The sequence below is a fragment of the Agrobacterium larrymoorei genome (genome assembly GCF_037722385.1).
In the GTDB taxonomy this organism is placed as follows: Bacteria; Pseudomonadota; Alphaproteobacteria; order Rhizobiales; family Rhizobiaceae; genus Agrobacterium; species Agrobacterium larrymoorei_C.
Genome location: NZ_JBBKAQ010000019.1, coordinates 1 through 23,353, shown reverse-complemented (window position 1 = coordinate 23,353; position 23,353 = coordinate 1). Strand labels below are relative to the sequence as shown.

The following is a 23,353-nucleotide window of genomic DNA, read 5'->3' as shown; positions in this document are numbered from 1 at the left end:
CGTTCGTCGTCGCTTGCAAAATCAGTAACCAGCGGCCATGCTTCCTGTCACCAGAGCAGGGAGCACACACGGCGTGAACGACATTTCGAGATCGGCCTCCAACCTCGCCGCCATCGACGCTGCACATCATCTTCATCCCTTTTCAGACATGGGAAAGCTGAATGCCACCGGTACGCGCATCATCGAGCGCGGTGAGGGGGTCTTCATCTATGACAGCACTGGCAAGAAATATCTTGATGCCTTTGCCGGCCTTTGGTGCGTCAATATCGGCTACGGCCGCCATGAGATTGCCGAAGCCGTGACCCGGCAGATGAACGAACTGCCTTACTACAACGCCTTCTTCGGCACCACCACACCGCCAGCGGCTCTTCTGGCACAAAAGATTGCCTCTCATGCGGGGCCGACGATGAACCATGTGTTCTTCACGAACTCCGGCTCCGAGGCGACAGACACATGGTTTCGCATGGCGCGCGTCTATTGGAAGGCGCTCGGCCATCCGACGAAGACGAAGGTGATTGCGCGGCGAAACGGCTACCACGGCTCCACCGTTGCCGGTGCTTCGCTTGGGGGCATGGCGTGGATGCACGAGCAGGGCAATCTTCCGATCGAAGGCGTAGCCCATATCGGCCAACCCTATTGGTACGCGGAGGGCGGCGACCTTTCCCCGGCAGAGTTCGGATTGAAGGTTGGCCGTGAGCTGGACGCCAAGATCGACGAATTGGGCGAAGAGAATGTCGCAGCCTTCGTCGCAGAGCCCATACAGGGCGCTGGCGGTGTCATCGTGCCGCCAGAGACCTATTGGCCGGAGATTGCCCGCATCTGCAAGGCGCGCAACATCCTGTTGGTTTCCGATGAAGTGATTTGCGGCTTCGGTCGATTGGGCTCCTGGTTCGGCTATCAGCATTTTGGTTATGAGCCTGATCTGGCGCCGATTGCCAAGGGACTGTCCTCCGGGTACCTACCGATTGGTGGTGTCTTGGTCTCAGACCGCGTCGCCGAGGTGATGCTGACCGAGGTCGGCGATTTCGCCCACGGCTTTACCTATTCCGGCCATCCGGTCTGTGCTGCGGCGGCCCTCGAAAATCTGCGCATCATCGAGGCGGAAGGACTGGTCGAACGGGTGCGGGATGATATCGGCCCCTATTTCACGCAAGGTTGGCAAAGCCTGCTGGACCACGATGTGGTGGGCGAGGCGGCCAATGTAGGGCTGATGGGCGGCCTACAACTGACGGCTGACAAGACAGTGAGGAAGCGTTTCGAAAAGCCGGACGATGTCGGCGTCATCGTCCGCAATCAATGCCTGGAAAATGGATTGGTAATGCGCGCCACGGGAGATCGCATGCTGGCTTCGCCCGCTCTCACTATCAGCCGTCCTGAGGTCGATCAGATCATCGAAACACTGCGCAAGGGTTTGGACCACTTGCGCGACACCATGAAAGTTTGACGATGGCCGATCACGAGCATCACTACACGCTGAAGGTCACATGGACCGGCAACCGCGGTACTGGCACATCCGGTCACAGAGAATATGGACGCGACCACGTCATTTCAGCGGAAGGCAAGACAGATATTGCAGGTTCTTCCGATCCGGCTTTTCGCGGCGATCCGGCCCGCTGGAATCCGGAGGAGTTGCTGCTTGCCTCGATCTCCGCGTGCCACAAGCTGTGGTATCTGCATTTCTGCGCGGTCTCGAGCGTTGTTGTGAGCGATTATGTGGATGATCCCGAAGGCACGATGGTGTTGAAGCGCGATGGCGCCGGTCATTTTACCGAGGTTGTCCTGAAGCCCGTGATCACCCTTATCAAGGGAGATCTCCAGACGGCGCGGGAACTTCACGATGACGCGCATGAAAAGTGTTTTATCGCCAATTCGGTCAATTTCCCGATCCGAGTCGAGCCCACGATCAAGGCGCTCTAAAGCCAGTCGCGATCTTTTCGGATTCGTTCCTTACGCTTTAGCTCGTTGCCCTGCCGCATGTCGTTATCGGACAACCGCTGCACACTTACGCGCGACATGCTTTAATTGGCTTGGGCTGTTGCAAGCGAATAATAGAAGGTGTGACTGCGACCGGAATCGCCATAGGGTACGTTCACATGGCGGATATCGGTGGGTGCTGGAAGCGAGACGCGCTGAGCGAGCGAAGACAGCGCGTCCTTGTAGTCTTCCGGCGACTCGCCATCGTCCTTGGTATCGACGAGGAGGATCACCGCGCCTGCTGGCCACAGTGCGGGAATCGTCTCGATATCCGTATCTGTCGTGACGACCATCGAGTCCGGAAACTGGATTTTGAGGTTTCCACCCGCAAGCCCGCCAAACGCAATCACATAATCCGGCTTGAATGGGCCCTCATGGCGCAGCGTCTCGGCAAAGCCTTTGTAGGGAATATGGACGAGCGAGTATCGTTCGAAATGAGGCGAAATCAGACCGCGCGTCAGCAGCACGCCGAGGAACCCGATGGCCAAAGTGAAGGTTGAGGTCAGCATTGGCTTGAGTTTGCGCTCACCCGACAATCCAGCAGCCTGAACCTTCAGGCAGAGATAGAGTGGCCAGAGCAGCACATAAACGGCGAGCCATTTTTGCCGCATATGCGTAATGCCCATGGCGAAGACGAGCAACAACACGAAGATCATGGAAAAAAGAATGATACGACCGACGAGACGGGTCGACTGGTCGCTTGCGCCGGCAATGGCTTTGACATCGCGAAAATAAAGAGCGGCACCGATCGCCGTGGGCAGCGCGACGCCCTTCAGGAAGGCAAGCAGAAGGTCGAGAGCCCCGTCGAGAGCATAGAGCGTGGTGCTATCACTGACGTCGCGCATCTCCCTTGCTGTCTGTGTGGTGGCGAGATCGAAATGATTCACCACCCAAAGACAGTGCGGTAGCACCAGCCCCACGGCTGCGCCGATCGTCAACAGCATGCGCCAGTCGAAGAGGCGCTGGCGCAAATCCTTGTCCATGGCAATAGCAAAGACGGCTGCCAGCGGAACAAGGACGAAATTGTATTTGGCAATTGCGCCGATGCCGATTGCAAGTCCAGTCAGAAGATACCCCCCGACGCTCGGCGTCTTGAGGGTAGTGAAAAGGGCATAGGCAAACAAGGCGACGGACGACAGCGCCAGCACGGTGTGGGTCAGGTCCCGCTGTGCCATGACAAAGACGGTAGGCATGGTCAAAACGCCGAGCGTTGCGATGTTGACGAGCGCTTTGTCGCGCAGCAGCAGTCTGGCGGTCATCCAGAAAAACAGACAGCAAAGGAAAAGCAACCCGTTCTTCAGCAGGCTGAGCGAGGCGATCGAGGGGCCGATAAGCACGTTCACGCCATGTTGCAGCCAAGTGTAGAGGAAAGGCTGCGAACCGTATCCGAGCAACAAATGCTGGGAAAGAAGAGCCTGTTGGGTCTCATCGATTTCAAGCGCCGACGAGCGGACGATGCGGACGACGAATGCAAGGAGGAAGTATCCTGCAATCAGGATCAGCGTCAAATCGAGATTGCGGGAGAAAACCTTGCGCATCGTGTCAGGTCTCGTTTGAGGTGAATGTTTTGCTGACGATGTAGTTCGGCGTCCGGTCGTCACGGTAGTAGAGGCGAGCAATCATCTCCGCCAGGATTCCGGTGGTGATGAACTGTAGGGAGGAGAGCGACAGCACGACGGCGACCATCAGCATAGGGCGTGTGCCGATGTCGTTACCGAGGATGAATTTGTCGACGAAGAGATAGGCCATGATGATGACGGCAAGCGCGCCAAGTCCAAGGCCGAGAGACCCGAAGAAATGCCCCGGACGCGCCTTGTAACGCATGAAGAACATCACAGACAGCAGGTCGAGGATGACACGGAAGGTGCGTGATATCCCGTATTTCGACGTGCCGAATTGGCGTGCATGGTGCGTGACCGCCATCTCGCCGATGCGGCTGCTCGGCACCACGCCCGCCACCCAGGCCGGGATGAAGCGATGCATCTCGCCCATCAGCTTGACCTGCTTGATGACGGAGGTGCGGTAAATCTTCAGGCTGCAGCCATAATCATGCAAACGAACGCCGGTGATGCGACCGATAAGCCGGTTGGCAATCCAAGAGGGAATTTTGCGTAGCATCAGCCCGTCCTGGCGATTCTTGCGCCAGCCCACAAGCAGATCGAGCTCGCGCCGTTCAAGTTCGGCAACCAGCATCGGAATGTCTTTGGGGTCGTTTTGCAGATCGCCATCAAGCGTGGCGATCAGTCGCCCCCTTGCGGTGTCGATGCCCGCCTGCATGGCGGCCGTCTGGCCGAAATTGCGCTGAAGGGCAACGATTTTGAGGTCAAGTCCTGCTCGACCAAGGTAGGATCTCGCATTGACGACCGTTGCATCCGTGCTGCCGTCGTCCACCAGGATCAATTCCCAGGTGTCGGGGAAGCTTGTCATTGCCTCAAGAACGCGCTCTATCAGAGGGCAGACGCTTTCCTGCTCATTGAAAATCGGCACGACAAGCGATAATTCCGGCGCAGTGCTCGTCGAAATATCGCTTCGAAGGGCTGTCGTTGTGGGCACGAAGGCTTCCCCAGTTAAGACATTATTAATATGCTCTTTTTCGGGATAGGCGCGGTTCCGCCAATTGTCCAGTTAGGCCGTCATTTGAAAGACACTTCAGACAGGATGAAACCGACAGCGTTGCTTGCAAGCAACGCATTGACTCTCGGCATGGTGGTTGTCGTCGTAGCCTACGCAGCCTTCATCCAGTGGGCCTGGGGTTGGGGCACGATCGTCAGCCTCTGGTCCCATGCGGGCTGGGGAACGATTGCACTTGCGCTGTCGCTTCTCGTCGCCACCTATGTTCTGCGCACTTGGCGCATCTACGATTACTTTCCGCGGGAAACGAAAAGCCGCTTCGTGACGCTTTTCCGTGTCGTCCAGCTCCACAATATTCTCAATATCATGCTGCCATTTCGAAGCGGAGAAACCAGCTTTCCGCTTCTGATGAGACGGGAGTTCGGCGTCAATCTTCTTCGCGGTACGTCTGCTCTGCTCGTCATGCGGCTTTTCGATTTGCACGCGCTTTTGGCGGCGGCTGGAGTGGGTTGGGCGCTTGAACAGGGAAGCCCTTGGATTTGGGCTGGCTGGCTGGCATTTCTACTGCTACCAGCCCTGGGATTTGTCGCGCGAGACTTCGTCTTCAGGCTTGTCGGCAGCCGTTCTTCGCCAAAACTCGCCACTATGATCGACGAGGTGAGGGCAGGGCTTCCGGTGGACGGTGAAGCTTTCCTGCGAGCTTGGGGTGCGACTCTCATCAATTGGTTCGTCAAGATCGCCGTGCTGGCCTGGGTGTTGATGCTGATGGGAGAGATCAGCCTTCCGGCAGGTTTTGGTGGGGCTCTCGGGGGCGAGTTGTCTTCCGTGCTCCCGGTCCACGCGCCAGGCGGCGTCGGCACCTATCCGGCCGGCATTACGGCAGGGGCCATTGGCTTTGGCGCTTCAGCGGAAGAGCAGGCGCTATCGGCGCTCGGCCAGGCAGCCGTCAACCTCCACCTGCTGGTCATTCTGTCATCACTGATGGGAACGGCTCTGGCGCTTTTCGTGCCGACACGAAAGTAGCGCCAGAGGAGAGACTTACTGGAAGGCTGTCTCGTAGAAGCTTCTGAGCTTGCGCGAATGCAGCGTCTCGGTCGGCATGGCTGCAAGTTTCTGAACCGCGCGAATCCCGATCTGGAGATGCTGTGCCACCTGGGTGCGGTAAAATTCCGTTGCCATGCCAGGAAGCTTGAGTTCGCCATGCAAAGGCTTGTCGGAGACGCACAGTAAGGTGCCGTAGGGCACGCGGAAGCGGAAGCCGTTGGCGGCGATGGTGGCGGACTCCATATCGAGCGCGATGGCGCGCGATTGTGACAGACGCTTCACCGGACCTGCCTGATCACGCAGTTCCCAGTTTCGGTTGTCGATGGTCGCGACCGTTCCGGTACGCATGATCCGCTTCAACTCGAAACCTTCATAGCCGGTCACTTCCTCGACCGCGCCTTCCAGCGCAAGCTGCACCTCCGCTAGCGCCGGGATCGGCACCCAGACGGGAAGGTCGTCGTCCAGAACGTGGTCTTCGCGCACATAGGCATGCGCCAGCACGTAATCGCCTAGTCGCTGACTGTTGCGCAGCCCCGCACAATGGCCAACCATCAGCCATGCATGTGGACGGAGAACGGCGATGTGGTCGGTAATCGTCTTGGCGTTGGAGGGGCCGACGCCGATATTGACGAGCGTGATACCCGCGTGCCCCTTCTTCTTCAAATGGTAGGCAGGCATCTGCGGCAGACGGCCTAGCGTCATATCCGTCTCGGGCCGATCTGACCCGGCATGGGTGATGATGTTGCCCGGTTCCACGAAGGCGGTGTAGCCGTCGCCGCCATCCGCCATCAGTTTACGGGCCCACGTGGCGAACTCGTCGATGTAGAACTGATAGTTGGTGAAAAGCACGAAGTTCTGGAAGTGGTTCGGGCTCGTCGCCGTATAGTGGCTGAGCCGCGCCAAGGAGTAATCGATACGCTGAGCCGTGAAGGGAGCGAGCGGTGCCGGCTCGCCCGGTACCTGATCGTACTCGCCATTGGCAATCAGATCGTCCGTGTTATTCAGATCCGGCGTATCGAAAAGATCACGAAGCGGTACGTCCGATAGCGATGAGGCCGCTGACGCTTCCACATAAGCGCCTTCGCCAAAGGCGAAATGCAGCGGAATGGGTGTCGCCGATTCAGACACCGTGACGTGAACGCTGTGGTTCTTGATGAGAAGCCCAAGCTGTTCTTTGAGATAATGGCGGAAAAGCTGCGGTCGGGTGATCGTGGTCGTGTAGACACCGGGCGAGGTCACATGGCCGTAGGAGAGGCGCGAATCGACATGTCCGAATGTCGAGGTTTCGATGCTGACCTGCGGATAGCAGGCACGGTAGCGACCTTCGATGGGTGCGCCCTTGGCAAGATCGGTGAAGGACTTGATGAGAAAATCGGTATTGCGATCATAAAGCGCGGTCAGCGCGTCGACGGCTTCTTTCGGATCATCGAAAGTGCGCGGCGCGAATGGCTCTGGTGTTATGAAGGCGAGGGGCGGAATCGTGTGCTTTGCTATTGTCATGGCCCATTATAGGGAGCCTATTTCGACAGGCAAGCGACAGAAATATGTGCGTTTTGAAAAAGCCGTCGAAAAATTGCTTCAGCTGATGGCGCCGCGCTGAAGGCTCATCAGCAACACGAAGCCGGCACCTTTGGACACCGGTCTTGGATCAGCCTTATAGACGGCAAGTCCCGCAAATGGACCCAGAAAAACAGATGCCATGATGAACACCCGGAGCCCTGAGAACAGCGCGTTGGAAACATTTTTGCTCATCGCAGGCCTCATAGCGTTACGTGGCAGCTGGGCGAAAAGCCGTGCTGGCAGGTGTAGGCAGCGCCGATGCTCATACGCTGGAAGCTGCGGTTGGGATTGACCACGAGAGCAGCGAACGACATTGCGAAAATTGCCATCAGAAGAACGATGATGCTGAAGCGACGTATCAAGATTGCCATGTCCATTCCCCTTGCTGTGTCAGGTCCCTTACTCTGGACATGACATTGCCATAGTTGGACTGAACCAACCCTGAGAGGCAGGTTCATGTGGGGTTCAGGGAGGTTAACCGGGAGTGCAAGTGACACTGAGGAAGCGCAATCATTGCGAGGCGTGACCTGTGCGTATATCGCTGACATTATGACAATAAAATCACGTCCCTATGCCGCTAGCGACTTCTCGTCCTGCCTATCAATCTTCGACAGCAATGTTCCCGCATACTTTGCGCCCGCCGAACGAGAACAGTTTGTCCAATTCCTGCAGACGAGGGATCCACTTCGTTATCTTTACTTCGTGTCGATAGCGAACGGTGCGGTGGTCGCGTGTCACGGACTTGAACTGGATGCAAAGAATCGAAAAGGCTCGTTCGTCTGGGGAATGGTTGATCGGGCACGCCATGGAAGAGGCATCGGGACATCCATGACTCTCGAGCGCATCAAAATTGCAAAGGCAACGCCTGACATCGACGAGGTGGTGCTCTCGACCAGCCAGCACACGCACAGATTCTATGCCCGGCACGGCTTCGTGGTCACGAAGATTACACCGGGCGGTTTCGGTGCAGGGCTCGACTGCTACGATATGAGGCTCGCGATCTAGAGCGTGTAGCGATCTTTCCGATTCGCACCTTGCGCTTTAGCTTCCTCTTCTGCCGAATGTCGTTTTCGTAAAACCGCTCAACACTGTTGCGCGACTGCTTTCGCTATTCCCACAACAAAAAAGGCGCCAGGAAATGGCGCCTATTAAAGACCAAACGAGTGTTGATCTCATCCGTTTGTCAATTTTCGCGTTATCAAGCGCGTGCTTTGACTTTCTTCTTTGCGGGCGCGGGTGGCGTGACGACAACGGTCTCGGCTTCGCGCGCAAGACGTGCCTCGCGCAGGCGCTCGGTCTTCTTCAGTCGCTGTGCGGTTTCCGCAGCCAGGATTTCTGAAACGGCATCGTTGGTTGCGGAGGCCTTTTGCTGAGGGGTCAGTTTGCCGGGCTTGAAGAATTCATCTTTCGTAGCGGTCATGTTGAAACCCTTTCTTTGCGGAAGAGCGCTGTGCGTCTCGTTAAACGCACAAAAGACGCTCTCACTGTTCGATCCACGCATCGCGGTTTCCTAGAAATCGTCCTCGACCTCCAGAACAATGCTGTCGCTATCAGCGCGTGCGGACGGCTTTCTTCGGCATAGGCAGAAGGCCTTCACGCTGCATCTTCTTCTTAGCAAGCTTGCGATGACGACGCACGGCTTCAGCTTCCTCGCGAACGCGCTTTTCCGAAGGCTTCTCGTAAGACTGACGTGCGCGCATCTCGCGCAGCAGACCTTCGCGCTGCATCTTCTTTTTCAGCACGCGAAGCGCTTGTTCGACGTTGTTATCTCTGACGAGGACTTGCAAAGGCTTTTCCTTACTCGGCGTTAGGCCGCAATTTTCGTGTGCGTACCAGATCGTGATTGATCCAGCCGCCTGGTTTAGAAACTTGGGTGGCGACGGCAACTGGCGTTTGATTGGCCGACGCCGCTACATCGATATCATCCTGACTGACCGTACGATCGAAATTTTCGCAGTCGAGCCGGATCCGGTAGCGTCTGCTTCCTTGAGTTTCCGGCATTGCCGCGACAATCAGGGCGCTCCGTTGCGAAGCAGGATCACCGCTGACCGTCGATTTCAATACGATAGTGCTTCCAGTCTTGTAGGACATTTTTGGCATCAGGATTCTCCCAAGCCATAAAGACAAAAGGCCGAGCGATAGGCCCGACCTTTCTTCAGTCACTCAGCTTAGCTGCCAGTACATCCGTGGTCAGCGTCAGCGAGAGACAATTTATGCCGCCTGAAGATTGTCAGCGGAGTTCTTGCCGGACCGGCGGTCCTGAACGATTTCGAAGCTGATCTTCTGACCGTCCGTGAGCGAACGCATGCCGGCGCGCTCAACAGCAGAAATGTGGACGAAAACGTCCGTGCCGCCGTTGTCAGGCTGAATGAAGCCGAAGCCCTTGGTGGCGTTGAACCACTTTACAGTACCAGTGTTCATAACGATTTCCTTTCGTAGCAATCGTTGTTGGTCCCGAAATACCTTGCGGGATTAGATCGATGTTTTGAGAGGAAATCCGACGGGAGCGAAGCTCTGGACCGACGTCACAAGCAATGGTCGATGACCTTAATATAGGCTCAATTTTTGGTTTTGCAAGAACCGAATGCGAATAAGCCTGAGAAATGGCGTCCCGACGTTTCGCCCAGCAGTCCAGATGTGACGCCGCCCTCGGCAACCGCCCCATAGACAAAATCGGGACGGCTGATTTCTTGTAAGGTCGCTACTGCTTGAAGACTTTCTGTAGGAAAGCCTCGAAGGACGGACGCCAGACATCCATCTCGTGGCCTAAGCCCTTATATTCCACGTATTCGTGTTTGATCTTCTTATCGTCCAGGATCGTTTTCAACCCGGCGATATCCTTCCCCGTTACCTGATCTTCCGTCCCGACAGTAACTGTGAATTTGCGCAAGCTCTCGTTGATCTTCTCTGGCGTGTTGAGCGCGGCTTCGACCGCCTTGTTGGGCACGGTTGTGGTGGAAACACCGCTGAAATTGGCAATCCAGCCAAACGTGCCGAGATGGGTCAACCCGGAGACAAGCGCTTGATAGCCACCTTGGGACAGTCCGACGATTGCCCGCCCATCCGCATCGTCTCGCACGCGGTAATTCGCTTTCAGATAGGGAATGAGGTCTTCCATCAGTTCGCGATCGATTGCGTCTGCGTTGATTGGGTAAAAGGTTTTCCGACGATCGGCGGCTGGGAAATTCTCCGCTATCGCCTCCGGGATGTCGGCCTCGGTATCTGGGATCACGACGATCATCGGCTCGATCTTCTTTTCGGCCAGTAGATTATCGAGGATCTGTGGTGCGCGACCCTGCGTTACCCATGAATCCACCGTATCGCCAAAACCATGATAGAGATAGAGGACAGGCAGAGGGTCCGAGGCATCGCTATAGCCCGGCGGCGTATAGACGTAAGTTTGGCGCTGGGATTTCAACGCCTTTGATGGAATCGTCACCCGGCGCAACTCGCCATGTGGCACATCGCGGACATCAAGGACGCTGCCCGGCACGAGAACGAGGCTTGTGTTCACCTGACGCTGAGGCTTTGGCATATTCGTGCCGGTATCGATGCTGCGGAAGCCATCGATGTTGAAGTAGTACTCGTAAAGATTGGGCTTCAGCGCCTCAGTCTTTACGCTCCAAAGACCGTTTTCCGACTTCTTCATTTCCATCGGAGCGCGAGCGCCGAGCACGACGGACACCGTTTTGGCAGAGGGTGCGAAAAGACGAAAGGTGATGGAGCCGTCCTGTTCGACCGCGGTGACGAATTCGTTCAAGGGCCGGTTGGCAGGCGGTGCGGCAGGTGGTTCTATTGCCATGGCAGGTCCGCTCACGATGCATGTGGCCACAAGAATATAGGGCAAAAGTAAACGCAACTCATTCTCCTCCGGTTCAAATACCCCCGGATGGAAACTGGCAGATCGGTCCCATGAGTTCAATGCGTTCGAAAATTATGATGTACGGATACGCTGCAGAAAAACGAGGCGCCGCAGACCCGGCGCCTCAATCTGGTGTCGCTTTTCAGAGCTTTATCCGATCATTGCGTTGTCGTTTCGCTTGATCGCGATGACGGTCGAGCGCGGCAGCTTGCCTTCGCCATCAGGGAAGGGTGCATCCGGGTGCTGGATGCCGACGAAGTGGGTACGCTTGTCGGCCGACCACGTCTGACCGGTGACTTCCGAACCCTTTGGCGCCGTCAAAAAGCGCTCGATGCGGCCCGTTACCGGATCGCCTGCCAGCATCTGGTTGTTACCCTGGCCGGCGAATTCGCCTTCGTTGCTGTCCTCGCCATCCGTCTGGATCCAGAGCAAACCAGTTGAATCGAACATCATGCCGTCCGGCGAGTTGAACATGTTGCCGGAGTTGATGTTGGAGGAGCCGGCATAGGCATCCTTATGTACGTCCGGATTGCCCGCCATGCAGAAGAGATCCCACTTGAACTTGCCGTCTGCGTGATCGTCATTGGCAGGGTACCAGCGAACGATCTGGCCATATTCATTCTTCTCGCGCGGGTTGGCCGCGTTGACAGCCATAACATCGCCGCCCGCATTGGCGCGCATCTTGCCGTCTTTCATCTCCCCACGGCGACTGTTGTTGGTCAAAGCGCAGTACGCCTCGATGGCGACCGGGTTGATCGCGACCCACTCCGGACGATCCATGGTCGTGGCCCCGACTTTTGATGCTGCCTGGCGAGTGAAGACGCAGATTTCGTCCATCTTCATACCCGTCGATTCCGGCGTCAGAGCCACCCACTCGCCATTACCGTCATCGGTGAACTTGGCGACGTAGAGGGCGCCTTCGTCCAGCAGCTTTGAGGTGTCACCGCCTGGAACGTAAATGCCATTGGAGACAAACTTGTAGAGGAACTCGCCGCGTTCATCATCGCCCATGTAGACGACGACGCGACCATCGCGTGCGACCACGACCGCTGCGTTCTCATGTTTGATACGCCCGAGCGCGGTCCGCTTGATCGGCGTGGACGAGGCGTCGGAAGGATCAATCTCCACGACATAACCAGCACGACGCGGCTCGTTCGGGTTTTTCGACACGTCGAAGCGCTCGTCGAACTTCTCGTAACCGTAGCGGGTCTCAGCGGCGATGCCATAGCGCTTGTAATCATCTGGCATTTTAAAGTCGGACTTGGTCGAGCCGAAATAGCCGTTGAAGTTTTCTTCGCAGGTCAGATATGTGCCCCACGGTGTGCGGCCCGCGCCGCAATTGTTGAAGGTGCCAAGACAGTCAACACCCTTCGGGTCGGCTGCGGTCTTGACGAGCTCGGACCCGGCAGCAGGACCGGAAAGCTTCATTGGCGTGTTGTGGTGAATGCGTCGGTTGAACGGGCTTCCGACGACGATCTCCCAACCATCCTTACCCTCTGCCACTTCCATTACGGTGACGCCCTGCATGTGCTGAAGGATCTTCACCTCATCCAGATTGGCAGGCATACCCTTTTCCCGGTGAGGCAGGTTGGTCTCGTTGTTTACATATTCGTGATTGACGGCAATCAATTGATGGCTGCCGACGACGAAAAGCTCCATGCCGTCCGTATTCTCACCGAAGACCTTGTCCGAGTTCTCCAGGCTCACGCCCTTTGCAGGATCAATATCCGCCACGTTCGGAAAAAGTGGCTGGCCCCACTTGGCTAGCGGCTTCCAGCTGTAGCATTCTGGCACATGAATGGTGTGATCCGTTGCGGCAGGAACCGGCTTGAATGGAAAGCGAGAGGTCGCCTCCTGAGCTTGAGCGGATGTAGAGGTCGCGAGATTGCCGAGTGTGCCAAGTGCTGCAGCGGCAGAGCCAAAGGCCAGCACACCGCTGAGAAAGCCTCGGCGCGAGATCGCGGATTCGATGACGCGATCGAAATCTGTCACAGCTGGCGGCGGATTTTGCAGCTCGTCCCACTCGTCCCAGCTCAGCTTGCTTGTGTCGATATTGGTCATGGCGCTCTCCATTCTCGTCGTTTGAACAAATCCAGAGAGGGCAACTAAAGCGGGTCTATTACAGCGATATGACGGTTCAGGACGGGTTGAGCGTCTTCAGGTTGTGGCAAGCTTGCTCCTCAAGTCGCCGTGAGGGGAAGGTGGCTGAGCGGGAGAGGGCCTTCAGATTTGACAGTCTGAATCGCAAAATTGCTGCGAATGTCACTGACGCTTGGAAGCTTCAATAGCCGGTCTACAAGCAACCTTTCATAGGCCGCGAGGTCCGGTACGACCACCTGCAAAAGAAAGTCAGCCTCGCCGGACACAAGATGGCAGGAGATGACGTCCGGTAGCACTGCGACAGCTTCTCTGAACGCAGCCGCAGAGGCGTCCTGATGACGCTCGATTTTGACGCTAACAAAGACCGTCAATCCAAGGCTTAGGCCAGCGCGGTCCAGGTTTGCATGATATCCCCGAATGACGCCCGCTTTCTCCAATGCACGAACGCGCCGCAGACAGGGAGATGGTGACAGACCAACCTCTTCGGCAAGCTCGACATTGGTCAGGCGCGCGTCTCGCTGCAGGGCGGCCAGGATTCGACGGTCGATCGCATCAAATTTCAATATTGGCATAAACTGGCACTCAAAGAGATTTTGTTAGCATAAATGGGGCTTTACCGCGGCGATCACTGATACAATTCGCAAGGACACATCTCAAGCCTGTGATCTAGTTTGCGCCATCTGCATCTTGAGGCTTGATCATGAGCGAGTTCACTCTGTTTATCGGCGCGTTGGTCGTCGTCTATCTGTTGCCAGGGCCCGACATGGTGCTCGTCTTGCAAACCGGCGCGAATGCAGGGCGCGGCCCGGCGATTGCAACAGGCGCAGGATTGGCACTTGCGAGAGCAGCGCATGTTGCGCTTGCCGGCTTGGGACTGGCAGCCTTGTTGACGACGAGCCCAATGGCATTCGAGGTCGTACGGTTTGTCGGCGCTGCCTATCTTCTCTGGCTTGGCCTGGAGATTCTCCGATCCGAATACAGTGAGCGGGAGGCGATGCAAATCGAGAGAGGCAGGGAGCCTCCTTCACACGGCACGGCGCTCTGCCGCGGCTTTCTCACCAATATTCTGAATCCGAAAGCCCTGCTGTTCTGCTCGGTCTTGTTGCCGCAGTTCATCACACCCGGCGGGGAGGGGCTGGGCGTTCAGTTTCTGATGCTGGGGATGACGTTGGTTGTCGTCGGCCTTGCCTTCGACCTGACATATGCGACTGCTGGCTCTTGGCTGAGCGGCTGGATATCGAGGCGTCCACTTGCCCAGCGGGCGCAGAACTGGGCGTTCGCAGTGCTATTGATCGGGTTTGCTCTTCGGCTGGTTGTGATGCCTCACCCCTAAAGCGCGGCGATGATCTGGCTCGCCTGGCAGTCTCAAATAAAAAGGGGCAGCGCCCGGCTGCCCCGAATGTCTTATAGTCTCGTCCAGGTCTGCGACTTGCACAGCACCTTCAAAACGCAGCCCTTCATGCTGAGAGAATTGCCCGACACGGTGCCGGAACCGCTATAGGTTTTGTCGGCGGCGGGGTCGGTAATCTCACCAGAATAGCTATTGCCGCTGCCGGACAGTTTGCCGATCTGCCTGCCCGCATGCTTTCCGGTCTTTAGCGTCACGCAGAAGGCAGAGCCGCATTTGGCGATCGCTGCGGTCTCTCCGCTTGCTGTCTTCCAGTTGCCTTCGATGGCTTCGGCAGCAAAGGCATTGCTGCTGACCAGAAATGCAAGACCAGCGAGAATCGTCAATTTCTTCATATGGACCTCCCAATCCAAAACAGGCACGACAGCGCATCACCGTCGTTTGCCTTCGCAACTCCCATGCGAATGTCGACCTTTATAGTTGACGTTCACGTAAAAGGAAACATGGACATGTGTCTCGTGAAGAACTTTTTGCGAGGATTGAGTGCGAAATCGCCGCGTTCGAAAAACGCAAGCTTCTGCCTTGGTTAGCAGAGCGTTTAAATAGACCTGTAAACTTTTCGTAAAATTGTACCTCAAATCCTTAATTTGCAGGCCTTCCCATATTTAACAAAAATCCAATTTTACCAATCGTTTGGACTTTGTTTGGCGCCCGTTAATCATGGATTTTAAGCGCCCGTTGAAAGGCGCTTGGCATAGTGAGGTCAACAAAGAGCAGGGACAACCTGACGACAGCCGGAGACGGAAAAGCCGCAGAAGACGGTAGTGCTCCCAAGCTGAAAAGCTTCCACAGAGAAGCAGAAGAAACAGGAAGAATACGGGCAAACAGGAACGAGAAAAATGGCAAGATTTGAAATGCGCGATATCGAGTTGGCAGTTGCCGGTGGACAAAGCCGCGCGGATGTCTTCTGCAATCTCGGCCTGATCTACGCGACAGGTCGAGGATGCCCGGTAGACCTCATTGCCGCCCACAAATGGTTGAACATTGCAGCCATCAAGGGTTCGGAAAGAGCAGCATCGCTGCGATCCGATCTTGCCCGGAACATGACCAAGGCCGACCTTGCAACAGCCCTTCGTGCTGCGCGCGATTGGATGACCACGCACTAAAATCCAAGAAGACGATTTCAAAAAGACGGAGCGGTCAGAAGATCGCCACTCGTTCCGACTGGTTACCTCCAGTCCCTGTCGGAACATCAATCATAAGCGAACGAAGACGGCGTAGCCGCACGCTTGCAACGAGAAATCAAAACCGTGACCGGCAGAAACAAGGCCGGCACGGTTTTTTCTTGTGTGGTGATCAGGCGATCGCTTTCAAAAGCTTCGGCAAGGCCGCGGCAAAAAGATCGAGCTTGTCATCTGGGCCCGCGCTCACACGGATGCAGCGGTTCAGCGGTTCTACACCCGGCATGCGGATGAAGACACCATGCTCCATAAGCCCATCCACGATCGATTTGGCGTAGGCGCCGTCCTTATGGCAATCGATGGTCACGAAGTTCGTGGCGGAGGGCAGGGGCGATAGGCCGTTCTGCCGCGCGATGGTCGAAATGCGTTCGCGAGCATTGGCGATGCGCTTGACCACGTCGCGCAGATAGGCCTGATCGTTCAGCGCCGCGAGAGCTGCCGCGACCGAAACGCGTGACATGCCGAAGTGATTACGGATCTTGTCGAAGGCCTCGGCGTTGCCGAGCGTGCCGATCGCATAGCCGACGCGTGCGCCTGCCAGACCATAAGCTTTGGAGAAGGTGCGCATGCGCAAGACATTCGGCATGCCGATCATGGCGCGGACGCTGGGAACAGCGCTCTCGGGTGCCGTTTCGCAATAGGCCTCATCCAGAATCAAGAGGCAGGTTTCCGGCAGGGCCTTTGCGAAGGTGAGAACTTCGTTTGCATCCCACCAACTTCCCATCGGATTGTCGGGGTTGGCGAAGTACACCAGAGGCGCGTTCTCCTTGATGACGAGATCCAGCAATCCATCGAGGTTTTCGTGATCGTCAAGATAGGGCGTCGTTACCAGACGACCGCCATAGCCGTTCACGTGGTAATTGAACGTCGGATATCCGCCAAACGAGGTCACAACCGGCGTACCCGGCTCCACCACCAAGCGAACGATTTCACCTAAGAGCCCATCCACGCCGCTGCCAATGGCGATATTTCCGCGCGAAATGCCATGATGAATGGCGAGCGCCTCACGGAGCTCGTAATTCTCCGGATCGGCGTACATCCAGGTTTCGTGCGCAGCATTGCGCATTGCCTCCAAAACGGATGGAGCAGGACCGAAACCACTTTCATTCGCGCCGATACGCGCCTTCACCGCAAGCTTTCGGTTACGCTCGATGGCCTCAGGGCCGACGAAAGGAACAGTGGAAGGAAGCGAGGCGGCAAGCGGTGTAAAGCGGGAAAAGGCGGACATTTCAGTACGTTCCGTGGTTCTTGAGGCGGAGGGGCTCACAATAGAAACAAAATCGGCCCGCGCAAGGCAGGCCGAGATGAATGCGACGGTTTTAGCCGAGTTTTTCGCGGCGTCCTACGTCCGGTTCGTCAGAGCGACGTTTCGAAGCTCAACCGGCGAATGTGATGCAGGAACTCAGGGTCGATCAACATATTGAAGCCGACGGCCGCGTTTTCCTCTTCCCGGCGGATCAGGGTGCATCCGATCTCGTCTCGGATGCCGATGATCTCAAGGTAGAAGTTGTTGGGAAGATCGAGATGTGGGCTGACTTCGATATCCGCGCCAAACAGCGAGATCTTGCGGATAAGGCACCGCATCGTGTTGCTGGTGCTGAGATGATGACCGATGAAGGTGATCTTGCCGGGGCGGTCGATCACATACTTCTCATACATCTCGTCTTGCGCAGCGGTGTCCTTTGCCTTGATGTCGATATTGAGTGTCATGACAACCTCCCGATTGCCTCTTCTCGTCCTTGAATGATACGCCTGCTGCCTTGCGGGATACTGAATAAAATCGCTAAAAATCGAGATGTCTGTTTCGTTTCGGACGCTTGCAGTTCCATGGCCTGCCGAGCTTGTCTTACCGCTAAAAACACTATTGCCTGCAGAAGGTTGCGCCGAGCTTGTTGAAGTGTTTCGAGCAGGAGAGGACGCATAGAGTTGACGCGGAGCGTACTTGCCGTTACGCCTTCGCGAGTAATTGAGACGACGGTTTTGGTGGAGCATCTTATATGGCAGGAAGACTGGTCATAGTCGGCGCTGGACAGGCAGCTTTTGCCCTTGCTGCAAAGCTTCGTTCCTTGAAGGATGAGCGCCCAATCACCATCATCGGCTCGGAAGATGTGCTTCCCTATCAGCGTCCGCCGCTCTCCAAAAAGTATCTGATGGGTGAGATGACCTTCGATCGGCTGGAGTTTCGCCCGGCGGAATGGTTTACAGAGAACAATGTCGATATCCGTCTTTCGACCTGGGTGGAAGAGATCGACCGCACAGCAAAGACGGTGCGAATGCAGGATGGCTCCCTGCTAGAGTATGATAAGCTCGCACTGACAACCGGGGCTGCTCCGCGCGAACTTCCGGCAGGTGTCGGTGGTGATCTCGAGGGCGTTCTGACAGTGCGCGATAAGCGCGACGCCGATCGTCTCATGCAGGAAATGCAGCCCGGTCGCCGGTTGCTGGTGATCGGTGGCGGTTACATTGGGCTGGAGGCAGCCGCGGTTGCGCGCCAGCTTGGGCTGGACGTGACGCTGATCGAAATGGCGGACCGTATTCTTCAGCGCGTGGCGTCGGTGGAAACTGCGGCCATCATGCGAGACGTCCATGTAGCAAAGGGCGTTTCCATTCGCGAGAAGACTGGCCTTGTGCGACTGGATGGCAAGGACGGACGCGTCGCAACGGCGGAGCTTTCTGATGGCTCGACGCTGGATGTCGATTTCGTCATCGCCGGTATTGGTGTGACGCCGAACGATCGCCTTGCCCGCGAATCAGGTCTGCAGGTCGGCAACGGAATCCTGGTGGACGAATTTACCCGCACATCCGATCCGGATATCCACGCCATGGGAGACTGCGCGCTTTTGCCGATGGAGGGCGCCTCCGTCAGGCTGGAATCGGTACAGAACGCCGTTGATCAGGCCGAAGCCGCAGCTCTGGTGCTTGCAGGACAAGAAAAACCATATCAGCCAAAACCGTGGTTCTGGTCGGATCAATATGAGGTGAAGTTGCAGATCGCCGGCTTTAACGCTGGGTACGATGAGACCGTGCTGCGCCCGGGTCAGCGTGAAGGTAGCCATTCCATCTGGTATTTCAGAAAAGGCCGCTTTGTCGCCGTCGATGCGATCAACGACGCCAAGGCGTACGTCACTGGCAAGAAGCTGCTCGAATCGGGCGTGTGTCCGAACCGTGCTGTGCTTGCTGACCACGCTGCCGATTTGAAACTACTTTTGACATGAGGACTGCCATGCCCACCTCCGAGAACCGCTTCAAGACCGCTATCCATCGCGGCGAGCCGCAAATCGGGCTTTGGCTTGACATGGGCGAGGCGATTACCGCCGAGATTGCCGGCACAGCCGGTTTCGACTGGCTCGTCATCGATGGCGAACATGGCCCGAACGATCTTCGCAGCATCATCGAACAGTTGCGGGCTCTCGCGACATCGGCTTCGGAGCCCGTCGTCCGGGTGCCAATGGGCGAGAGCTGGATCATCAAGCAGATGCTGGATGCGGGCGCGCGCACGCTTCTCGTGCCGATGGTCGATTCGGCCGAGCAGGCGCGTGCGCTCGTTTCGGCCATGCATTATCCACCGCATGGCATCCGTGGTATGGGCGCGGTCGTTGCCCGCGCATCTGCTTTCGGCAGCGTTGGTGATTACAATCAGACGGCGTCTGACAATGTATGTCTTCTCATCCAAGCGGAAACACGCGCCGCAATTGCCGATCTGGACAATATTCTGGATGTCGAAGGCGTGGATGGCGTCTTTATCGGTCCGGCAGATCTGGCTGCCGATATGGGATATCTCGGCAAGATTGATGAGCCTGAAGTTCAAGGCGTCATCGAAGATGCTATTCGCAAGATCGTTGGCGCAGGCAAGGCTGCAGGCATTTTGACGTTCAACGAGGATTACAATAAGCGCTATCTTGAACTTGGCGCTTCATTCGTTGCCGTCGGTGCCGATGTGTTCGAATTCTCGAATGTGCTGCGTCGGCTTGCGTCCCGATACAAGAGCGCCGCACCGGCGCCGACAGCATCGAGCTACTGACTATCAGTCGTCGTTGGTGGCGTTGAGCTTCTCCGGCGGGATGCCTTCCTGGCCGGATGATAGATGACCTTCCGCGATCAACCTCTCGCGCAGGATGCGAGCGATGGCCTCATCGTTGGTCATGCCATTGTTCCGCGCATAGGCGGACAAGGCGTTTTCAATCTCTTGAGAGAGCTGCACTTGGCTTCTCCATTCCAAAAAGAAATAGGGCAGGAAGGGGTCACCTTCCTGCCCTTTATATCGACGCCGTTAGCGCCAGCGATACAGGCTGCTGCTGTTATGCTGGGCGGAGGCGTTCGCGACGAAGTAACCAAGAGCAAAGCCGAGCGCGCCTACGACCGTCAGAACGGATGTAGCGGTCGCCGGGTTTTCCTTGACAGCTTCCACCACGTTGTGGCTCTGCGCCTTCACGGTTTCCGCTGCGCTCTGCGCCACGCGCTGTACGCGACCTTTTGCTTCGTCCACAAAGTCAGACGCTTCCTCGGAGAGCGAGCCTGCACGGGCCGAAACAGACTTAGAAAGAGACGCGATCTGGGAGCGAAGCTCTGCAATCTGGTTTTCGACAGAATCTTCAACGACGTTCAATTTGGTCTGTGCCATTTGAAATCACCTCATGTTGTTTCCGAGGCCATAACGCAACCAAAGACGAGAATGTTCCAAAGCAGACAAAGGTGAAATGCTCCCCACTTTTGGCCGGTGAATGAACCTCCAATTCTAAGGCGCCCCCTCGCATGACACCATATCCTGCGTTACGCTAGCGTAGTGGGCTGCGCTTTGTTTCTCGCGCTTCGAATTTTCGACCAAGCTTGATCGAGTGAGTGTTGTGAAATTCGATACTGAATGGATCAGGTAATGCTCAGTGGTGAGGCCATCTTTGCGTTCGAACACATAACTGCAGAGAACGCCATTTTTGCGGGTGGCCTCGTCACCGAGGAATGAAGCGCATTTGAGTTCGACGACTTGCAAGCTGCCATCCGCAGCGATGTAGCTGAAGACCCCAGTTGAGCCATTCACTAGCAGAGACTCTTTCTGCCCATAGGGATCAGGGCCGATTTTATTGCACTTAAGCTCTGCGGCAGCGCTGCCAAACGAGGCGAGAAACAATGTGACTGTAAATAGTCCTGAAATCCTCACCGACAATTGTCCTCGGGTAAGTCATGTTCGTCAGCAATACGCCCGCTGGGCCGTACGAAACAAGCCTCAGCGCGTGTAACTTATGCTGCAACTCGGTATCGCTGTTCTAGTGTTCTTGAGTGGAAAGAAGAGATCAAGACTTATCGGCCGTCCCTCTGCAGGCATGTCACAAACTAGCCCTACAGGTACCGCTCAACGAAGCCTGGATAATACTCAGGAATAGGAGCGCGTCTGATAGATGCGTATCTGAATGTCTTGTTGAAGTCAGCTCACGCCGCTCGGCACGAGATTGGCACCTATGTCTCAGGTGCAAACTGTTACCTATGTCTTCGGTTCGGACAATTTGGGAAATGGCGGAGAGGAAGGGATTCGAACCCTCGATACGCTTTTGACGTATACTCCCTTAGCAGGGGAGCGCCTTCGACCACTCGGCCACCTCTCCGGTGCCGCCTGATTATTGCGTAAGAAAAACGAATGCAAGCGCTTTTAATGAGCGAGTTGAAAAAGACCTGTCAATGACCGGCTTTTCAGTCCTCATGAGGGTGTCCGACAACTGGTTGATTTCAAGTGCGTGACAATCGAGTCGCTATTTTGAGTGATTCCCGAGCTGAGAAGATGCGATTCTTCGATGCTATGGACTCCAAGCCAGGCCTTCCCGCGTTCTCCTTACACCCATAAGGCGATTTAAATTCTTCTTATAGCGTCTATCGTGTCGCTCTTAAGCTGTTCATCAAGTGGCGTGAAATCTATATTTTAGATAACTAATATAATGTCTTTGTGTCTGTTTTTATTAACTATTTGGTAATCAACTCAACCGTGTCGGGCCCTAAATTGTGTTTTTTCAGCAACATGGTTATGTGAAGCACCTAGTTATAGCTGTCATAAATCGGTTTGCCGATTGCGCACAACGCAAGCTCTTGTATTTTCGGCCCCGGAAGCGCGGCGGTGGATCGCTCGTTTTCAAAAAAACGGGAATGGGGCAGGGAATGCTGTCCTTCAGCTTAAGAACCCAGACCCTTATGAAAACTTGACTGGAGGTCAACATGAACATCAAGAGCCTTCTCATTGGCTCCGCTGCAGCTCTTGCAGCAGTATCTGGCGCAAAGGCCGCTGACGCTATCGTCGCTGCTGAGCCTGAGCCCCTGGAATACGTTCGCGTTTGCGACGCTTTCGGCGCTGGCTTCTTCTACATTCCTGGTTCCGAAACCTGCCTGAAGTTCGACGGCTTCGTTCGTTTCCAGGTTGACGTCAACCGTGGTACCGGCATCGGCACTGGCACCAACAACCGCACGTCTGACTGGGATGCTTTCTCGCGCGCTCAGTTCAACATTGACGCACGCTCTGACACCGAGCTCGGCGTTCTGCGTGGCTACATCGGCCTCCAGGGCAACACTGACAACGCTGGCACAACCGTTGCTACGGACGCTGTGTTCGTTGAACAGGCTTTCATCGAGCTGGGTGGCCTGAAGGTCGGTAAGTTCTACAACTGGTGGGACGCTGGTCTTTCTGGCGAAACCGACAACCTCGCTTCCAACACGCTGTTCAACTCCATTCGTTACACCTACGACGCTGGCTCGTTCTACGCTGGTCTGTCGGTCGACGAACTGGAAGGCGTAACCTACACCGTAACTGGCGACCAGCCTAACAACGTTGGCTTCTCTGGCGCTCTCGGTGGCAAGTTCGGCGGCGCAGCCGTTGAAGTTCTCGGTGGCTACGACGTAGACCGCAGCAACGGTGCTGCTCGCATCATCGCAACGGCTGACGTTGGTCCTGGCCAGCTCGGTCTGGGTGCTGCTTGGGCTTCCGGCGCAAACGCTTACTTCGCAGTTTCTGAATGGGCGATTGCTGCTCAGTACGCTTACAAGGCAACTGACAAGCTGACCATCACCCCTGGCGTTCAGTACTACAGCAACTATGGCCTGGTTTCTCAGGACAACTTCTCCAACAACGATGGTTGGAAGGGCGGTCTTACGGTTGATTACAAAATCACCGACGGTCTCTCCACAAAGCTTGCTGTCAACTACCTCGACATTGACAACACCCCGAAGGCTTGGACTGGTTTCGTTCGTCTTCAGCGTTCGTTCTAATCTGATCTGACTTTGTCAGTGATGGAAACCCGGCTCTCGAGCCGGGTTTTTTTATGATACGTGATGTGAGTATTGTCCGGACGCGATCCTGGAGCCCGAGCATGTGCTGGGGGCTTAAGCCACACTCCAATTTTCAGTGTTTTTGTCCGCCCGCCGCTATCCACGCGAGAGGAACTCGTTATCAAATTGGATCGAGAGGTAAGACGGCACACTCACTAAGGGGAGTGGCGGTGGCAAAAGCCCCGCCTATCATGTCCGCATGTCTCGTCCAAAACCGAGGGGCATTGGCACCAGCGCCGCACTTTCAAGTAAGATGTCGCTAATATATTAAGTGCATCAGATAAAAATTGTGTACACTCAAATTTGAATCCTATCATCGGAGACGAATCCATCCTTGTGTCAGATCAATAA

At 56.0% G+C, this 23,353-nt stretch carries 27 protein-coding genes and 1 tRNA gene; 9 read left to right on the top strand and 19 right to left on the bottom strand.

All coding sequences use genetic code 11. The annotated features are described in order from the left end of the window. Nucleotides 1-73: 73 nt before the first annotated feature. Together WKI41_RS18120 and WKI41_RS18115 are read left to right on the top strand one after the other, a co-directional pair. Nucleotides 74-1,444 carry an aminotransferase gene (locus tag WKI41_RS18120; protein ID WP_340194869.1) on the top strand — a complete coding sequence of 457 codons (1,371 nt, stop codon included), beginning with the start codon at nt 74-76 and terminating at the stop codon, nt 1,442-1,444. A gap of 2 nt (nt 1,445-1,446) precedes the next feature. Then, on the top strand, nt 1,447-1,917 hold the full coding sequence (locus WKI41_RS18115) for an OsmC family protein (protein WP_340194868.1): 471 nt from the start codon (nt 1,447-1,449) through the stop codon (nt 1,915-1,917). A 101-nt stretch (nt 1,918-2,018) separates the two neighbouring features. Here the strand turns inward: WKI41_RS18115 and WKI41_RS18110 are convergent, their stop codons facing one another. Then, on the bottom strand, nt 2,019-3,512 hold the full coding sequence (locus WKI41_RS18110) for an ArnT family glycosyltransferase (RefSeq protein ID WP_340194867.1): 1,494 nt from the start codon (nt 3,510-3,512) through the stop codon (nt 2,019-2,021). Nucleotides 3,513-3,516: 4 nt separating this feature from the next. Next, nucleotides 3,517-4,527: a glycosyltransferase family 2 protein gene (locus WKI41_RS18105; RefSeq protein WP_340194866.1), complete on the bottom strand. Its 1,011-nt coding sequence runs from the start codon at nt 4,525-4,527 to the stop codon at nt 3,517-3,519. Between the two features lie 105 nt (nt 4,528-4,632). On the opposite strand from WKI41_RS18105, the gene WKI41_RS18100 reads away from it, so the two are divergent. Next, nucleotides 4,633-5,568 carry a lysylphosphatidylglycerol synthase domain-containing protein gene (locus WKI41_RS18100; protein ID WP_340194865.1) on the top strand — a complete coding sequence of 312 codons (936 nt, stop codon included), beginning with the start codon at nt 4,633-4,635 and terminating at the stop codon, nt 5,566-5,568. 15 nt (nt 5,569-5,583) lie between these two features. On the opposite strand, the gene amn is transcribed toward WKI41_RS18100, so the two are convergent. The 3 genes from amn to WKI41_RS18085 all read right to left on the bottom strand — a co-directional run bounded on the left by amn (nt 5,584) and on the right by WKI41_RS18085 (nt 7,520). Continuing rightward, the gene (gene amn, locus WKI41_RS18095; protein ID WP_340194864.1) at nt 5,584-7,089 is read right to left on the bottom strand and encodes an AMP nucleosidase; all 1,506 of its coding nucleotides are present in this window, start codon (nt 7,087-7,089) and stop codon (nt 5,584-5,586) included. Between the two features lie 78 nt (nt 7,090-7,167). Next, nucleotides 7,168-7,341 (bottom strand): hypothetical protein, encoded by a 174-nt coding sequence (locus tag WKI41_RS18090; RefSeq protein ID WP_340194863.1) that lies wholly within the window; start codon nt 7,339-7,341, stop codon nt 7,168-7,170. 8 nt (nt 7,342-7,349) lie between these two features. Continuing rightward, complete coding sequence (locus tag WKI41_RS18085) at nt 7,350-7,520, bottom strand: hypothetical protein (RefSeq protein ID WP_340195032.1); 171 nt, start codon at nt 7,518-7,520, stop codon at nt 7,350-7,352. 85 nt (nt 7,521-7,605) lie between these two features. Here WKI41_RS18085 and WKI41_RS18080 point away from each other — a divergent pair, with 85 nt between their 5' ends. Then, nucleotides 7,606-8,154 carry a GNAT family N-acetyltransferase gene (locus WKI41_RS18080; RefSeq protein WP_340194862.1) on the top strand — a complete coding sequence of 183 codons (549 nt, stop codon included), beginning with the start codon at nt 7,606-7,608 and terminating at the stop codon, nt 8,152-8,154. A 193-nt stretch (nt 8,155-8,347) separates the two neighbouring features. Here the strand turns inward: WKI41_RS18080 and WKI41_RS18075 are convergent, their stop codons facing one another. The 7 genes from WKI41_RS18075 to WKI41_RS18045 form a co-directional block, all read right to left on the bottom strand. After that, nucleotides 8,348-8,569 carry a hypothetical protein gene (locus tag WKI41_RS18075; RefSeq protein ID WP_340194861.1) on the bottom strand — a complete coding sequence of 74 codons (222 nt, stop codon included), beginning with the start codon at nt 8,567-8,569 and terminating at the stop codon, nt 8,348-8,350. A 130-nt stretch (nt 8,570-8,699) separates the two neighbouring features. Further along, nucleotides 8,700-8,936, bottom strand: coding sequence for a 30S ribosomal protein S21 (rpsU, locus tag WKI41_RS18070; protein ID WP_340194860.1), 237 nt, complete (start codon nt 8,934-8,936; stop codon nt 8,700-8,702). 10 nt (nt 8,937-8,946) lie between these two features. After that, nucleotides 8,947-9,249, bottom strand: coding sequence for a cold-shock protein (locus tag WKI41_RS18065; protein WP_340194859.1), 303 nt, complete (start codon nt 9,247-9,249; stop codon nt 8,947-8,949). A gap of 111 nt (nt 9,250-9,360) precedes the next feature. Continuing rightward, nucleotides 9,361-9,570, bottom strand: coding sequence for a cold-shock protein (locus WKI41_RS18060; protein ID WP_296017907.1), 210 nt, complete (start codon nt 9,568-9,570; stop codon nt 9,361-9,363). Nucleotides 9,571-9,850: 280 nt separating this feature from the next. Beyond that, nucleotides 9,851-10,951, bottom strand: a complete 1,101-nt coding sequence (locus WKI41_RS18055) for an esterase (RefSeq protein ID WP_340194858.1) — start codon at nt 10,949-10,951, stop codon at nt 9,851-9,853. Between the two features lie 210 nt (nt 10,952-11,161). Next, nucleotides 11,162-13,072: a PhoX family protein gene (locus WKI41_RS18050; protein WP_340194857.1), complete on the bottom strand. Its 1,911-nt coding sequence runs from the start codon at nt 13,070-13,072 to the stop codon at nt 11,162-11,164. 119 nt (nt 13,073-13,191) lie between these two features. After that, nucleotides 13,192-13,683 carry an Lrp/AsnC family transcriptional regulator gene (locus WKI41_RS18045; protein WP_340194856.1) on the bottom strand — a complete coding sequence of 164 codons (492 nt, stop codon included), beginning with the start codon at nt 13,681-13,683 and terminating at the stop codon, nt 13,192-13,194. 128 nt (nt 13,684-13,811) lie between these two features. Between WKI41_RS18045 and WKI41_RS18040 the strand changes: the two genes are divergently transcribed. Next, entirely contained in the window at nt 13,812-14,444 is a 633-nt protein-coding gene (locus WKI41_RS18040) for a LysE family translocator (RefSeq protein WP_340194855.1), read from the top strand. A gap of 71 nt (nt 14,445-14,515) precedes the next feature. On the opposite strand, the gene WKI41_RS18035 is transcribed toward WKI41_RS18040, so the two are convergent. Beyond that, nucleotides 14,516-14,854 (bottom strand): DUF2147 domain-containing protein, encoded by a 339-nt coding sequence (locus tag WKI41_RS18035; protein WP_340194854.1) that lies wholly within the window; start codon nt 14,852-14,854, stop codon nt 14,516-14,518. A 504-nt stretch (nt 14,855-15,358) separates the two neighbouring features. Here WKI41_RS18035 and WKI41_RS18030 point away from each other — a divergent pair. After that, the gene (locus WKI41_RS18030) at nt 15,359-15,625 is read left to right on the top strand and encodes a sel1 repeat family protein (RefSeq protein WP_340194853.1); all 267 of its coding nucleotides are present in this window, start codon (nt 15,359-15,361) and stop codon (nt 15,623-15,625) included. A 190-nt stretch (nt 15,626-15,815) separates the two neighbouring features. Here WKI41_RS18030 and WKI41_RS18025 read toward each other — a convergent pair whose 3' ends face one another. Together WKI41_RS18025 and WKI41_RS18020 are read right to left on the bottom strand one after the other, a co-directional pair. Next, nucleotides 15,816-16,928 carry a pyridoxal phosphate-dependent aminotransferase gene (locus WKI41_RS18025; RefSeq protein WP_340194852.1) on the bottom strand — a complete coding sequence of 371 codons (1,113 nt, stop codon included), beginning with the start codon at nt 16,926-16,928 and terminating at the stop codon, nt 15,816-15,818. Nucleotides 16,929-17,056: 128 nt separating this feature from the next. After that, nucleotides 17,057-17,410, bottom strand: a complete 354-nt coding sequence (locus WKI41_RS18020; protein ID WP_340194851.1) for a hypothetical protein — start codon at nt 17,408-17,410, stop codon at nt 17,057-17,059. Nucleotides 17,411-17,697: 287 nt separating this feature from the next. On the opposite strand from WKI41_RS18020, the gene WKI41_RS18015 reads away from it, so the two are divergent. Together WKI41_RS18015 and WKI41_RS18010 are read left to right on the top strand one after the other, a co-directional pair. Beyond that, nucleotides 17,698-18,915: an NAD(P)/FAD-dependent oxidoreductase gene (locus WKI41_RS18015; RefSeq protein ID WP_340194850.1), complete on the top strand. Its 1,218-nt coding sequence runs from the start codon at nt 17,698-17,700 to the stop codon at nt 18,913-18,915. An 8-nt stretch (nt 18,916-18,923) separates the two neighbouring features. Then, nucleotides 18,924-19,721 carry an aldolase/citrate lyase family protein gene (locus WKI41_RS18010; protein ID WP_340194849.1) on the top strand — a complete coding sequence of 266 codons (798 nt, stop codon included), beginning with the start codon at nt 18,924-18,926 and terminating at the stop codon, nt 19,719-19,721. Nucleotides 19,722-19,724: 3 nt separating this feature from the next. Here WKI41_RS18010 and WKI41_RS18005 read toward each other — a convergent pair whose 3' ends face one another. The 4 genes from WKI41_RS18005 to WKI41_RS17990 all read right to left on the bottom strand — a co-directional run bounded on the left by WKI41_RS18005 (nt 19,725) and on the right by WKI41_RS17990 (nt 21,297). After that, nucleotides 19,725-19,901, bottom strand: a complete 177-nt coding sequence (locus tag WKI41_RS18005; protein WP_340194848.1) for a hypothetical protein — start codon at nt 19,899-19,901, stop codon at nt 19,725-19,727. Between the two features lie 69 nt (nt 19,902-19,970). Next, the gene (locus WKI41_RS18000) at nt 19,971-20,321 is read right to left on the bottom strand and encodes a hypothetical protein (RefSeq protein WP_340194847.1); all 351 of its coding nucleotides are present in this window, start codon (nt 20,319-20,321) and stop codon (nt 19,971-19,973) included. A 114-nt stretch (nt 20,322-20,435) separates the two neighbouring features. Continuing rightward, on the bottom strand, nt 20,436-20,855 hold the full coding sequence (locus WKI41_RS17995; protein WP_340194846.1) for a hypothetical protein: 420 nt from the start codon (nt 20,853-20,855) through the stop codon (nt 20,436-20,438). Nucleotides 20,856-21,206: 351 nt separating this feature from the next. Then, nucleotides 21,207-21,297 (bottom strand) — tRNA-Ser (locus WKI41_RS17990). Between the two features lie 601 nt (nt 21,298-21,898). Here WKI41_RS17990 and WKI41_RS17985 point away from each other — a divergent pair. Then, nucleotides 21,899-22,942, top strand: a complete 1,044-nt coding sequence (locus tag WKI41_RS17985) for a porin (protein ID WP_340194845.1) — start codon at nt 21,899-21,901, stop codon at nt 22,940-22,942. Nucleotides 22,943-23,353 lie beyond the last annotated feature (411 nt).